Annotated in this window: 9 protein-coding genes; 2 read left to right on the top strand and 7 right to left on the bottom strand. The window is 48.5% G+C overall.

The annotated features are described in order from the left end of the window. Window positions 1–451 precede the first annotated feature (451 nt). Window positions 452–4585, top strand: coding sequence for a collagen binding domain-containing protein (locus tag AC2TDN_RS12465; RefSeq protein WP_484688198.1), 4134 nt, complete (start codon window positions 452–454; stop codon window positions 4583–4585). A 67-nt stretch (window positions 4586–4652) separates the two neighbouring features. Here AC2TDN_RS12465 and AC2TDN_RS12460 read toward each other — a convergent pair whose 3' ends face one another. The 5 genes from AC2TDN_RS12460 to ftsE all read right to left on the bottom strand — a co-directional run bounded on the left by AC2TDN_RS12460 (window position 4653) and on the right by ftsE (window position 10569). Continuing rightward, entirely contained in the window at window positions 4653–5948 is a 1296-nt protein-coding gene (locus AC2TDN_RS12460) for a PDZ domain-containing protein (RefSeq protein WP_482068243.1), read from the bottom strand. A 105-nt stretch (window positions 5949–6053) separates the two neighbouring features. After that, the gene (locus AC2TDN_RS12455; RefSeq protein ID WP_484688197.1) at window positions 6054–7511 is read right to left on the bottom strand and encodes a S41 family peptidase; all 1458 of its coding nucleotides are present in this window, start codon (window positions 7509–7511) and stop codon (window positions 6054–6056) included. A 192-nt stretch (window positions 7512–7703) separates the two neighbouring features. Continuing rightward, window positions 7704–8963 carry a murein hydrolase activator EnvC family protein gene (locus tag AC2TDN_RS12450; protein ID WP_482068241.1) on the bottom strand — a complete coding sequence of 420 codons (1260 nt, stop codon included), beginning with the start codon at window positions 8961–8963 and terminating at the stop codon, window positions 7704–7706. A gap of 12 nt (window positions 8964–8975) precedes the next feature. Next, window positions 8976–9893, bottom strand: a complete 918-nt coding sequence (ftsX, locus tag AC2TDN_RS12445) for a permease-like cell division protein FtsX (protein WP_482068240.1) — start codon at window positions 9891–9893, stop codon at window positions 8976–8978. Continuing rightward, window positions 9883–10569, bottom strand: coding sequence for a cell division ATP-binding protein FtsE (ftsE, locus tag AC2TDN_RS12440; RefSeq protein ID WP_169084641.1), 687 nt, complete (start codon window positions 10567–10569; stop codon window positions 9883–9885). Before ftsE ends, ftsX begins: the two co-directional genes overlap by 11 nt. 202 nt (window positions 10570–10771) lie before the next feature. Here ftsE and AC2TDN_RS12435 point away from each other — a divergent pair, with 202 nt between their 5' ends. Further along, window positions 10772–12223: a VanW family protein gene (locus tag AC2TDN_RS12435; RefSeq protein ID WP_484688196.1), complete on the top strand. Its 1452-nt coding sequence runs from the start codon at window positions 10772–10774 to the stop codon at window positions 12221–12223. A 321-nt stretch (window positions 12224–12544) separates the two neighbouring features. Here the strand turns inward: AC2TDN_RS12435 and argH are convergent, their stop codons facing one another. After that, on the bottom strand, window positions 12545–13960 hold the full coding sequence (gene argH / locus AC2TDN_RS12430) for an argininosuccinate lyase (RefSeq protein ID WP_484688195.1): 1416 nt from the start codon (window positions 13958–13960) through the stop codon (window positions 12545–12547). Window positions 13961–13986: 26 nt separating this feature from the next. Next, on the bottom strand, window positions 13987–15216 hold the full coding sequence (locus AC2TDN_RS12425; protein ID WP_482068238.1) for an argininosuccinate synthase: 1230 nt from the start codon (window positions 15214–15216) through the stop codon (window positions 13987–13989). Between the last annotated feature and the right edge of the window lie 28 nt (window positions 15217–15244).

Below are 15244 nucleotides of genomic sequence, written 5' to 3'. Positions count from 1 at the left end.
GATAAACTTCACCATAAAGGTGCTCCTCTCTTTTGGGTGATGTGTTCTAGACAAACACCATTCTACCAAAGATCAGGGCACTTTTTTACGTTTTTATAAGATTTCACTTTCGAAATTCAGGTTGAAAAAATTTATCTGAATTGAGTACTAGGATGTACAGAAAATGTATGGAAAATCATGATACAATGCTAAGGGATACTAATAAACTCACAATTTAGCGAAAAAATAGAAAACCACTCGAAGAATGAAGCTTCAAGCCCCCTCGCTAGGTCGGCACTTTTCTCGTAAAGCTGCCATGCATACATAGATGATCTTTTCCTTAACAGCATGCCGATCATGACATTTTATCCATATTACTGCGAAAGGAATGATTCAACGTCGCTAATCCGATACATGAAAGACATTACTGTACCCACCCGATAGACCAAACCAAGATGGAGGATTCCAAGAAATGAAAAAAAGAACAATCGCATTAATCATTGCATTTCTGCTGATTTTTCAGCATGTGAATTTCGCTGGTGTTTTGAGAACGGTAGAAGCTGCAGGAATTACTGGTAATATTATTACAAAAATGACGTTGACAGACAAGGATACGCCTAGTACCGTCATCGCCTCCGTATATGATTCCGTTTATTACGTGAATCCTGATATCCGCGTCGAATTGGACCAATTTCTGACTTTGAATTACGAGTGGGAGCTTCCTGCAAACCACACCTATGTGAACGGAGATACGTACACCTTCCAGCTTCCCCCTCAATTTGTACTGCACGGCGGGGATATTCCTGTAAGAGCTTTGGACGGTACGCCTTCCGTCGGAACTTATCAGGTTACGAATGGAACGGTAAAGCTAACCTTTAATGAAGAAATCGAGGGATCACCGGTAAGCGGAACGCTTAGCTTCTGGAACTACTTCACAGAGCAAAGCATTAACAATAAAACAGAAGTCCCTATTCAATTCAATATCGGGAACAGCATCACAATACCTATTGCGCCTAAGCCAGGAACCGCCCCAATCAACAAATCGGGTACTGCGGACAAGTCTTTCAATGCAGAAAATATCAAATGGACCATTGATGTAAATAAAGATTTGAAAAAAGTGAATGATGCCGTAGTCACAGACCTCATACCTGCGGGTTTAACTTATACACCTGGTACGTTGAAGGTATACAAAATGGATACGGATACGAACGGCGTTTTGTCCAATCCCGTTGCTGTTGCGCCTTTGATAACGACTCCAGCTGCTCCAGACTATGAAATGAAGGTCGAATTAGGACATATCGCTTCCTCTTATCGCATTGAGTATGAAACGGAAATTACAGATATTTCAAAAGCAAATTTTACGAATACCGCAATTTTAAAAGGCAGCAATATCAGCAATGTCTCCGATTCTGATACCATAACGAATACGCGCGGCAAGCTGATCGAAAAATCAGCAGCCTACAACGAATCCGCTCAGCTCATTGATTGGGAAATTAAATACAATTTCGGCGAGGATACGATCGCCAATGCTACCTTGACCGATATGTTCACCAAACCACATGAGCTTGTGCCAGGCTCTATTAAAGTGTTCCCTATAGCAGATCCTGTTTCAGGCACAGCGGGTGCTGAAATTGCAGCCACTAACTATTCATTAGACTACAATGTTAGCGGCCATCCTAACTATACGACCAGCAAGAGCGGCTTTAAACTGACTTTTACGAATCCTAATCCCATTACAGGCGCTTACAAAATCAAGTACCAAACTCGTCCGGCTTCGAACCTTTATGAAGATACGACGATTAATAACTCGGTGTTTTCTGACAATAAACAGAGTTCAGCCAACAAGCCAATCAAGCAGCACTTTATGCGTAAAACAAATTCCAATGCTAATTACGCAGCCAGAACGATCGACTGGAAAGTAGAGATTAACGCTGACAAATACAATCTGCATGATCTAAAATTCGAAGATACTTTTGCTAACTTATTAGGCTTAAAGCTTGTTCCTGGCAGTTTGGTCGTGAAGCAAAACGGCGTTACAGTCAGCAGCTCTGTTTATACGCTGACCTACAATCCGGTTGGGGATACAGCAACTACCAAGGGCTTCAGCCTTGAATTCCCAGATGGAAATGCTTCTTATACGATCACGTATAAGACTCTTTACGACTATATAGACACGTCTTATTTTGCCAATGCAAGCTTTTCTTTCACGAACAACGGCAAAGTGTTCTGGGCAGAGACTCCTGGCGGAACCATTTTACAGAAGACCGCCTCTTCAACCTTTACTCCCAACAAGTTTACACAGGATAATGGCTTCAAAACAGGGAGCTACGACGCAGCCAACAAGGAACTCACATGGAATATCGGTGTAAACTACAATAGCAAAACGATAGCTGACGCTAAAATAGTAGACCAACTGCAGTCCGTCCAAAACTATGTAGCTGGCTCTGTTGAAGTTCGAAGGCTCGTCATCAACAGTGATGGAACGACTGCCCCAGGCGCTATCGTGCCTGCAGGAGAATACAGCGTAACGAATCCAGACGCATCCAATTCGAAAACGCTGACCGTCGCTTTTAACCATACGATTACCGAGCCTTACCACATTACGTTCAAAACGAGTCTAGCGAACGAGTTCATTGACGATGCAAAAATGAATAATGATGCTCGCTTCAGCGGTACAGGGTTTAATGAAAAGATACTGCACGCTGAAGTTACTATCCCTAAAGCGGGCGAATATGTTGCCAAAACTGGCGTTCAAAGCGACGATTCGATTAATTGGACGATTTATATCAACCGCGGCCAATCAACCGTTTCCGGAGCCAAAATTAATGATACGCCAGGCAAAAAGCAAACGCTGGTCAAAGAGTCCTTTAAGCTTTATAACACTTCCGTAAGTTCAAACGGCACAGTTAGCAAGCTGGGACCAGTAAATACGACTGAATATGAGCTCGAGTTTAAGGTAAATACGAATCCAGCCATTATTAGCGATGAAACCTTTGAGCTGCGCTTTTTAAATACGATTACGAAGCCTTACATTCTTGAATATCAATCGATTATTGATGCCAAAGATGGCGAGAAGGTAACGAATACGGTTGATTTTACAGGAAATGGTGTAGGAACAAAGACGATCGACAATCCGACTGAGGTCAAGATCGCTTTGTCAGGCGGTGAAGGCAGCGGCAGCATCTATTTAGGATCTTTGAAGGTAGAAAAAGTTGATGCTGATGACTTGAGCCTTAAATTATTAGGTGCAGCCTTTGAGCTGACTCGCAATTCCAATGGCAAAAAAATGACCGGAATCCCGAACGGGACTGGCGGAATCGATTATAACGGCCTTCGGTATGGCAAATATACGCTAAAAGAGACGAGCGCGCCTGCTGGATATAATATTGAAGGTAACGGTATCTACGAGATAACGATTAATTCATCCACTCCGTTGCCTATGCCAATTAAAAATAAAAAGAAAACAGGAAACCTGGAAGTTACCAAGGTAGACAAAGACAATAACGCTATCGTTCTTGAAGGCGCTGTGTTCGAGCTATTCAATAGTGCGAATGTAAGCTTTGGACAAAAAACGACAGCCGCAAACGGCAAAATTACGTTTTCAGATCTTCCTTACGGAAGTTATGCGCTGAAGGAAATCTCAGCCCCTGCTGGCTACAGCATAGAGGGCAGCGGTCAAGTAAACGTAACGATCAATGCTGCCGCTGTTCCGCAAAAGGTTGAAAATAATAAGCTCCCTGTCATTTTACTTGGCAGCTTGGAAGTGACAAAGGTAGACAGTGCCAATACGGCTGCCGTTCTAGCTGGAGCCAAATTCGAGCTATTCAATAGCGCGAACGTTAGCCTTGGACAACAAACAACAGCCGCTAACGGCAAAATAGCTTTCACCGATCTCCCGTATGGCAATTATGTGTTGAAGGAAATTACAGCGCCTGCTGGCTACAGCATTAACGGCAGCGGCGAGGTTGCGATTACGATTCAATCAACAATCGCAAATCAGATTACCGTAAAAAATAGTAAATCGATAGTGCCCGTTGTGACGCCAAGCCCTACGCCCACTCCAGAGCCTACTATTGAACCGACAGTGACTCCTGTAGTGACGCCTGCAGTGACGCCTGCAGTGACGCCTGCAGTACCGTCTCCTACACCAACTGCTGCTGTTGCACCGTCACCTGCTGCATCGCCTGTTGTATCGGCTGCGCCGGCACCGACTGCTTCGACTGAAAAGGAAGCAACAGAGGTCGACAAGCCAATTGAAGGCGAAGTAGAAATTCCTGAGGACGGCACTCCGGTTGGCGGGGTTAAACCGGAACATGGAACGGTTACGATCACTGCCGACGGCAAATGGGTCTACACGCCCGATCCAGGCTACGTCGGCAAAGATAAGTTCTCAATCATCGTCATCGATAAAGATGGCAACGAGGAAGAAATTTTCTTTGAAATCGATGTTGAGGAGCCGCCAAAAGGTGGAGTTATCACATCGCCTGACGTAACGGTATTGCCTAAGACAGGTGAAAACAGCTATCTGCTGATGCAGCTTCTCGGCTTTTCCATGATTGCTGCAGGTCTCGCAACACTCGTTGTCAAAAGAAGAAGAAGACGCTAAAGACTATAAAAAAAGGTGGATCAGGATAAATTCCTGATCCACCTTTTTGCCTTTCCAATACCGCTATTCAGCTCTCTACTCGCTCCAGCTGAACATCGCGTCGATTCGACGTGCGTGAGCTCCGAAGCAGCCCCAGCAGCGAAGCCGGCCCGGAAGCCGCATAATAATTAGCCTGCTCATCAGGCGCGAGAATAACGCCCAGCTGATGATGCTCGCCTTCAAATCGCGCTCGCTGCACAAATTTTAATTCTCCATCTAAATTCAATACTTCCAGCTTGCAAAATGCAGAGTTTTGGACAAGCGCCTCATAAAGGTCTTCCTTCGTTCTAACCCGCACGCCATTAACTTTGTGCAGCACCTCGCCTGTAAGGAGTCCCATAGCCGCTGCCGGCGTTCCAGGCACAATGCCCAGAATGCGCAAGCCGCGCGAGTCATGGACGTACAGAGGTGATTGTGCAGCTTCTACAGTCCTGCTGCGCCATATGATGGCTTCATGAAACAATAAGGAGACCAGTGCCGCCAGCGGCAGCAGCATAGGCTGCCACCAGGCTAGAATAGCTGCACCCGCCAAGCAGATGCTGTACAAGAGCAGCCCTTTGGCTGCGTGCTTTGCTTTGTCTTTGGGCAATAATGATCGCGTCATTTCGGTAAAGCCGATAATCATGGGCAATGCGACAAATGTCCAGCCCTGCGACCAATCCGTCCCAAATAGCGGCGTCCATGGCAATGCAGACGTTGATGCGCCGGCTCCGGCGCTCGGTACGAGCATCAGAAGCGGTACTGGCCAAAAGCCCTGCAGCATATAGCCGCCGACCAGCTTGCCTCTCTTCCCTTCCAGAAATAACGGCGTAGACAACCGATCACCTTGCCAGCGTACGAGTACGGCTTCAGCCAGATGTAATAGTGCGACCAACACGAGCAGCCCTGCGGCATCGATGCTTGCCAGCGACGCTGCCGCGGATCCAATAAAGTCTGACCTCTCCGAGAGCGATGTCCAACCGAGCGCCCATTGAAGAAGCGTAATAACGCCAGCGCTATAAGCGAAGCATAAGTACCGAATTTTTGCGAGCATAAGAATGACAGCAACCGCCCATAGCCATATGACTGATTCGCCCGTTAACGACACGCCGACAAACGCCCCTGCGACCGACACTGCTATGCCAATCAACAATCCCGCCAGCAGAGCTTTAAAAACAAGACTTATCCAATTATGCAGCTTGACCGCAAACAATTGCCGCTCCATCCGTATTTGCCTCGTATACTGTAAAACAATAAATAAAACCGCAATATAATAAAATGGCTGTGCAACCAATTGGACAGCCGCTTTTCCGAGAATTGCCAGCAACTCCATCGCCGTTTCCAAAGCCAACACTCCTTTGCTCGTTCCACATGTCCTAATATGCGTAAAAAAATAAAAGGCCGACTCCGTTAAACAGAGTCAACCTCTTATTCATTCGACATGCTCGCATTATTTCCTGCCTACCGCCTTAATTGCTTCATGAAGCTGCGTATCGTTTTTCTCATCTTGAATCCATTTAACGACCGCTTTCTCAAGAGCTTCCCCGGTCTGCTTGTCGACCTGTCCCGTAGCCGGCAAGCTATGCTCCGTTTGGAATTTCTTAACGGCTATTGTTGTCTCCGTTCCGAAATAGCCATCCTCGCGTTTTGGCTCATAACCAAGCCCATGCAGCATAATTTGTACGCTTCGCACCTGCTCGCCAAGCATATCCTGCTTCAGCGTCTCAGGCAGCGTTAATCTGGCTACCGTGTAGAGATCTGGCGGCAGTACGGCGATATCCGGCTTAATGCCGTTTTCGTGAATCCAATTGCCCTTCGGCGTCAGCCATTTGGCAATCGTCATTTTCACCAAGCTGCCGTCACCTAATGCCTTGTTGTAGCTCACTTGAACGGTACCCTTGCCGAAGGAGGTTTCGCCAACGAGCTTCGCTCCCGCGCTCTCCTGCAAAGCGCCCGCCAATATTTCTGACGCGCTTGCGCTGCCGTTGTTCATGAGCACCGCAATCGGGTAGCTTTTGCTTTGACCTTTTGACAGCGTCTTCTCCCGGTTTCCGTTCCGGTCTTCTACCTGTACAACCGTCTCGCCTTTGACCAAAAAGGTTTGCGCAATCTCAACGACAACTGGCAGCACGCCGCCCGGGTTGTTGCGCACATCCAGCACAAGCCCCTTCATCCCTTGCTCCTCAAGCTTAGCGAGCTCTTCCTTAAAGCGCTCAGCCGTATGCAAAGAGAATTGTCTGATTTCTATGACGCCTGTCCCGTCAGGACGCAGGCTGCCGTATACCGTTTCCACATCAATATCATCGCGGATGAGCACAAGCTGAATCGGCTCAGAGAAGCCGGCACGCTGCACCTGAATTTTGGCTTTCGTCCCTTTGGGACCGCGGATTTTAGCTACCGCATCCTGCAAATTCAGCCCGTCCAGCTTCGCTCCGTTTACGGATAGCAGCACGTCTTTAGCGAGCAGGCCCGAGCGCTCAGCCGGCGAGCCCTTAATCGGAGATACGACGACGATACGTCCATTCTCAAGCGTTACCTCTGCGCCTATGCCCGTGAACGAGCCTTCAATCGATTCCGAAAAATGCTGCGCTACGTCCTTCTCCATATAGACGGAGTAAGGATCATCCAGCGAAGACATCATTCCGCTTACCGCGCCATCGAGCAGCTCGAGGCGATCGACCTTTTGATAATATTTTGTTTCAATTAATTCCAGTACCGCATTGATCTTCGTCAGCTCATCCTCTTTCAGCCTAAAACGCTCACCCTCATCGGCTGCCGAGGATGTGAGTGCAGGCTTTGACGGCTCGTCCGGCTTAATCATTTGGTCCGCGATCGTCAGCGTAACGAGTACGGATGCAATCATCGTCAGCATAACGAACGCGAACACCGTGCGTCCTTTGAAATGCACCTGTCTACACCACCTTCTCATCTTACACGGTCTTAAATTCAAGACCATTCTAGTATATGACATTTCACTTACAATTATTTGTATTTTAGGGTAAAGATGATCTTCTGCCAATTTGCAGGATATTATAGTTCAAACAAGGCAGCCACATGGGCTGCCTTTGGATGTCCTGGTATGAGTGAAGGATTGCTTATCTTATTTTAAATAGCTGCTTGGGTTAACTGGCGTTTCGTTTTTACGCACTTCAAAATGCAAATGCGGTCCTGTCGAGTTTCCTGTGCTGCCGACCTCGGCGATTTTTTCGCCTTTCTTGACCTTATCGCCTTTGTCGACCTTGATTCCACCATTCCGAATATGTCCGTATAGCGTCCATAATCCATTGCCGTGATCAATAATGACGCAGTTGCCATAGCTGCTCCACGATTGTGCAACGAGAACGACACCGTCCTCAGCCGCATAAATATCAGTGCCTTGCGGCGCGGCAAAATCAATTCCCGTATGGGTATGTCTCTTCCCAGAAATCGGATGGACACGCGTGCCGAAGTTGGAGCTTATCCGGTAGCTGTCCCTGATCGGCATGCCGAGCTTGCCCCCCGAATACGGGTTCGCAATTCTATTCTTCTCCGCATTCAGCTTGGAAACCTTGGCAGCAAGCGCCATAAGCAGATCCTCCTGCTCCTTGCTGATTCCCTCAAGCTCCTCGAGCTCGCTGTCGATTTCCTGAAGTTTGTTGTCAAGCTGTTTAATATTGCTCTTATAGCTTGCAATCATGACTTCCTTCTCTTGTTCCTTCTTCACAAGATGAGCTTCGTATAGCTTCAGCTTCTCATAAATCGCTTTCACTTCGGCAAACTGCTTCTCTACCTGTACTTTTTTGAGAGCGACAAGCTCCTTCTCTTCCCTCTGTTCTGCCAAAATATCGCGATCCTGCGACAGAATCGATTGGAGCGCATCAAAGCGGTCGATAAAATCAGTAAAGCTCGTCGCGCTGAGCAGTACGTCCATATAGGAAACAAATCCGTTCGTATACATAAGACGCATGCGGGACTGCAGAAGCTCATCGCGCGTTATCACACGCTCCTCTGCCTGATCCAGCTCAAGGCCCGTCTGGAGCAGCTCCTCTTCCTTCGCATCGCTCTGCGCTTGCATTTTCGTTTTGTTGATGACGACATTATCGATTTCAGCCATTAAGTTAGCGATTGACGCTTCCGCTTCCGTTTTCTTGCCCTCGATATCAACCTTCTCGCTCTTGGCATTAGATGCCTGTCGTTGTGCGCTAGCCGCCTCTTGCTCCGCTTGGGCTGCACGTCTCTCCGCTGCTCTCATTTCCGCTTTCGCTGCTGAAATCTGTTTCTTGATATCGCTAAGTGAAGCAGCTTCTCCTCCTGTTGGCTGCAACACAAATACAGTGAGCATCATCGTAACTGTGAATAGTAACCATTTTCTCTTCTTCACGTTCAATTCCACCTACACTTTCAAATACTTTCGTATCGAAATCGTGCTGCCCCAAATGCCGAGCAATGTGCCGAGCCCTATGAGCAGCGTGGCGGTCAGCAGGCCAGACTCCTCTATCGTGACGAGCTTTATCATCATGAGTGACAGTTCCATTTCCGTAAACTTTACGAGCTGTGAATAGCCAACCAAGACGGCTACCGTAGTAATGACCGAGCTGATGATGCCAATTAAGGCGCCTTCGATAAAAAACGGCCAGCGAATGAAGGAATTAGTTGCGCCGACCAGCTTCATAATGCCGATTTCCCGACGTCTTGCAATAATCGTCATTTTGATCGTATTGGAAATGAGGAACATAGCTGTTACTGACAAACCGACAACAACGACGATGCCTATGTAACGGACCGCATTTGTAATTTTGAACAGCGTTTCTACCGTGCCTTGTCCGTATTTGACTTTGGCAATCGGGATAAGCTCGTCTGCTTTATTGATCGCATCGATTTGCTTGGCTGCCGCCTCGATCGACTGCGGATCGTAAACCTCTACCGTAAAGGAATCCGGCAGTGGATTTTTTTCCTTCTCATAACCGTCAAGCAAATCCTTGTTTTCGTCGCCTAGGTTTTTGCGAAGCAGCTCAAGACCTTCTGCTTTGGACACAAACGTTACTTTGCTTACCTCGGTAAGATTGCCGATTTTATTTTGCAGCTCCGTAATCTTCGCTTTATCGACATTAAGCTGCAGGAATACGCGAATTTGCACCTGACTCTCGATCTGCGAAGCCATACTGTTCACGTTCAAGGCAAGCAATAAAAATATGCCAAGGATGAACAAGGAAATAAAAATGGAGCTCATTGAAGCAAATGACATCCAGCCATTTCGAATGATGTTTTTGGCGCCTTCCCGGAGATGACGGAGTATGGTTCTAAGCTTCATAACCGTACTCCCCTCTAGCCTCGTCGCGTACGATATTGCCGTCTTCGATAGCAATGACGCGCTTGCGCATGGAGTTGACGATATCTTTGTTATGAGTAGCCATTACGATTGTTGCGCCGCGGAAATTAATTTCTTCAAGGAGATTCATAATGCCCTGTGACGTTTCCGGGTCGAGATTGCCCGTAGGCTCGTCCGCTACGATAACCGAAGGGTTATTCACGATCGCCCGTGCGATCGATACCCGCTGCTGCTCGCCGCCCGATAGCTGGGCCGGCAGGCTTGCGTGCTTATGCTTCAGACCGACGAGATCGAGCACCTCCATCGTTCGCTTCTTGATCACGCGAGTCGGTGCTTCAATAACTTCCATGGCGAATGCGACATTTTCATATACCGTTAATTTGGGTAATAGTCTAAAGTCCTGAAAAATAACGCCTATATTACGTCTTACAAATGGAATTTTGCGCGGCTTCAGCTTGCCTATGTTAAATCCGTTAACTGAGATCTGTCCTTTGGTCGGTACTTCCTCGCGATAAATTAATTTCATGAATGTCGATTTACCTGCACCCGATGGTCCTACTAGATAAACAAATTCATTGCGATCTATACGAACAGAGACGCCTCTTAACGCATGCGTTCCGTCGATGTACGTTTTCCATATGTCTTGCATCTCAATCACATTATCACATCCTGTTAATAGTCAGTAGTACTATTTCGACAGTTTGTGCTGAATTCCTTCATAAGGGGATGGCTTTCCTCATTTTTCACAAATCTCATAAAAACCCAATTGTCGAATCGAGCTCATCCCGCGCAATAGACAAAATTACAGCATATGCAGCATATACATGTAAGACTGCCCTTGTTTAAACACGCAGGAAGGAGTGATTCGTATCGTAAAACGTATACATGTTGGTATCATCGTTATTGCTTCATTGCTTCTCGTTGCAGCAGTAGGCTGGGGCTTTGTCATGAATTACGCGCTGCAAAAGACCGTTCCAGGCGAGGTGGATGCTGGCGGCATCCCGATCGGTGGAATGCCAGTGGACGATGCTCTGAAGCTGCTTGAGAACTATGAGAAGTCTCTGCTTCAGCGGACGATTGCAATTCATGCCACGGCTGCAAATGGCGACAGCAAGCAATGGACCGTTGCCGAGCTTGGCTACAAGGCTGAATTCACGGGCGCTCGCGATGCTTTATTAAAGCTGGGCGACGGTGATATATGGGATCGTGCCGTTTATCGGTATCATTTCGCCAAAAAATACGAGCTGACGCAGGGCTGGAACCGCGATGTATTTGACGCCGCCGTTCGCAAGCAGTGGAGCTGGATAGAGAAAAGCGAAACCAAAAATGCAACCCGCACCATTACAAATGAAGACGAGGTTGTATATGAGCCCCATATCGACGCCTATCGTTTGGAAATTGGAAAACTACTCGATGAGGTTGATGACTTTATCGTGCTGAAAAAAGATCAGATTGGCGCAGCTGTCGAACCTGCTTTCGAAGCAGAGCTTCCGATTGCGGCCATTCATCCCGAGCTAACGCTGGAGAAGCTGAAGGACGAGGGGATCGAACGTAAAATTGCAGCGTTTTCCACCGATTTCAAAACGAGTGCCGAGGGCCGCGCCTATAATGTAACGGTAACCGCCGAGGCTTTGAATGACTGGGAGCTTGCGCCGGGCGAAGTATTCGACTACGGCAAGCTTATCGCAAGGGCCGAAGAGCTGTACGACTATCGCGAAGCACCGGTTATTTTGAACGGAAAGCTCGTGCCAGGCATCGGAGGCGGGATTTGCCAAGTATCGAGCACCCTTTATAACGCTATATTGCGAGCAGGATTAGAAATCGTGGAACGGCGCAATCATTCTCTGCCCGTCGCTTATTTGCCTATAGGCCAGGATGCTACTTATGCGGGAGGCGCTATTAACTTCCGTTTTAAAAATACGACAGGCAAGCATCTCATCATTCGCACCGTCGTCGAGGATCGCAAGCTCACTGTCAAGCTATTCGGTACGATGAAGGCGAATGAACGCTACGACATCGAGTCCGTAACGCTCAAGACGATTGCTCCATCTGTGCAGGAGAAAAGCAACGCCCGTTTATCTCCTGGCCAGAAGGTTACGGTGGAGAAAGGGAAGGAAGGCTTCGTGGTAGATACGTTCCGTACGCTTGTGCGTGACGGAAAAGAAGTGAAGCGTGACCGCATATCGCGCGATACGTACAAGGCGCAGCCTACAGTAATCGAGGTTGGTCCGATGAAGGGCGCAGGCGGCCCGTCGGCAACGCCAACTCCTGCGCCAGACACAACTGAGCCGCTGCTGGAGGATGGGGTTTAAGGGGACCTACGCTGCAGTTTCTACAACAGAAACAGCTTATTCTCGCCCAACCTTCGTCTACGCTGCAGTTTATGCATCAGAATCATCCTAGTTAGCTCATTTTGCAGAGTTTCCGAGCTAATCTGCTGCATTACTACAACGCAGCTTCCCCATACTCCGATCATGTGAGGTTTCTGTTGCACAAACTGCAGTAGAATTCCATCTCAGTTAGACACAGCTGCTAGAACCCAACTCCGCCAAACAAAAAAGCAGCTCAGCTGACTGCCTCCCCAAAGGCATCGCTGAGCTGCTTTTATAAAGCCCATAATAGGCTAGCTTTACTTATCTGCTGCGCTCTAGATACTCGGTTACCCAAGCAGCTGTTTGCTCAAGCGCTAGTTCGGCGCGGCCTATAGCGTCCTGCACCTGCGTTTTTGCCGTACCGCCGTAGACGTTACGCGCATTAACGACCTGCTCTGGCTGAAGCACCGCATAGATGCGATCGTCGAACAGCGTCGAGAACTGCTTGAACTCCTCAAGCGTCAGATCCAGCAGGTATTTGTTTTGCTCGATGCAATACAATACCGTTTTGCCGATAACCTCATGCGCTTGGCGGAAAGGCAAGCCTTTGCCGACTAGGAAATCCGCAATATCCGTTGCGTTCGAGAAATCCTGGTTAACCGCTTGACGCATACGGTCTTTGTTCACCTTCATCGTTGCGATCATCGGAGCGAACAATTGAAGCGCGCCTTGCAGCGTCTTCACCGTGTCGAACATGCCTTCTTTGTCTTCCTGCATGTCCTTGTTATAAGCAAGCGGCAGCGATTTGAGAACGGTCAGCAAGCCGACAAGATCGCCGTATACCCGTCCGGTTTTGCCGCGTACAAGCTCCGGCACATCCGGGTTTTTCTTTTGAGGCATAATGCTGCTGCCCGTACAGAACGCATCGTCCAGCTCAACGAAATGGAATTCCGTGCTCGACCATAGAATAAGCTCCTCGCTAAGGCGCGACAGATGCATCATGATTATCGATGCGTCAGCCAGAAACTCAACGATGAAGTCACGGTCGCTTACAGCATCCAGACTATTCTCGTAGACGCGGTCAAATTTCAATTGGCTTGCTACAAAATGACGGTCGATCGGGAACGTCGTTCCCGCCAGAGCGCCCGCTCCAAGCGGAAGCACGTTAATGCGCTTGTAGCTGTCCTGCAGACGCTCGATATCACGCCCGAACATCGACACATACGCCATCAAATGATGCGCGAACAGGATCGGCTGCGCGCGCTGCATATGCGTATAGCCCGGCACAATCGTATCGATATTCGCTTTAGCCTGCTCGATTAGCGCGGATTGCAGCTTGTACAGCATATCCACGAACTCAACAACGCGCTTGCGAAGCCACAAATGCATGTCCGTCGCAACTTGGTCGTTCCGGCTGCGGCCGGTATGCAGCTTGCCGCCTACCGATCCAACATCGTCGATCAGCGTCTTCTCGATATTCATATGAATATCCTCGTCGCCGATCGAGAATTCGATATCGTCGCGCTTGATGCGCTGAAGGACGCGGTGCAGGCCGTCTTTAATTTTCTCCACGTCGTCCGCCGGAAGAATGCCTTGCTTGCCGAGCATCGTGACATGCGCCAGGCTGCCTTGGATATCCTCTTCAGCAAGCTCCTTGTCGAACATGATCGAAGCCGTATATTCCTCTACCAATTGGTCCGTTTTTTTCGTAAAACGACCGCCCCATAATTTACTCACTGGTTCGTTACACTCCCTTGTAAACCTTATTTATTGCTGACAGCAGAGGACACTTTCAGACGCAAAGCGTTCAGACGAATGAAGCCTGTCGCATCGCCTTGATCGTACGCTTTGGATGGATCAGCTTCCATCGTTGCAATGTCTGGATTGTACAAGCTGACAGGGCTTTGCACGCCTGCTCCGATAACATTTCCTTTGTACAGCTTCAAGCGAACGACGCCGCTCACGTTCTTTTGCGATTCCGTAACGAGTGCCTGCAGCGCAAGACGCTCCGGCGCGAACCAGAAGCCGTTGTATACGAGCTGGCTGTATTTGGCAATCAACGAATCACGAAGGTGCATAACCTCGCGGTCCATAGTCAAAGATTCCATTTTGCGGTGAGCGGTGAACAGGATCGTTCCGCCCGGAGTTTCGTACACGCCGCGGCTCTTCATGCCGACGAAGCGGTTCTCTACCATATCTACGCGTCCGATGCCGTGCTTGCCGCCAAGCTCGTTTAGCGTATCCATCACTTCTAGCGGGCTAAGCTCTTTGCCGTTAATAGCCGTACAGTTTCCTTCTGCAAAAGTCAGCTCCACATATTCTGCTTTATCCGGTGCATTCTCAGGAGATACGCTCAGCACATACATGCTCTCGTTCTCTTCGGAGCTTGGATCGAACCAAGGATCCTCCAGCATGCCGCTCTCAAAGCTGATATGCAGCAGGTTGCGGTCAGTCGAATATGGCTTAGCTGCAGAAGCGGTTACCGGGATGTTGTGCTTCTCCGCGTAAGCGATCATTTCTGCGCGGCCCGGGAATTCCTCACGGAAAGCTTCAAGGCGCCAAGGCGCGATAACGCCGATCTCAGGAGCCAGAGCAGCAGCAGTCAGCTCGAAGCGAACTTGGTCGTTTCCTTTGCCTGTTGCGCCATGCGCAATATAAGCCGCCCCTTCCGCACGAGCGATATCAACCATACGTTTCGCGATAAGCGGACGTGCGATCGAAGTGCCGAGCAGGTATTGGCCTTCATAAAGCGTTCCTGCTTGGAACATCGGATAGATAAAGTCTTTAGCGAACTCATCGCGAAGATCGTCGATGTACACTTTGGAAGCGCCTGTCGCCAGTGCTTTTTCTTCCAAGCCGTCCAGCTCATCCTTTTGTCCGATATCCGCTGTGAAAGCGATAATTTCTGCGTCATATGTTTCTTTCAACCATTTGAGAATAACCGAAGTATCCAAGCCGCCGGAGTAGGCGAGTACGATTTTTTCTTTTGCCATAGTAGTGTTTACTCCCCTTCGAATGAAT

Source organism: Paenibacillus sp. Y660 (assembly GCF_057221575.1).
Note: the sequence above shows the minus strand (reverse complement) of the source record. Positions and strands in the feature narration are given on the sequence as shown.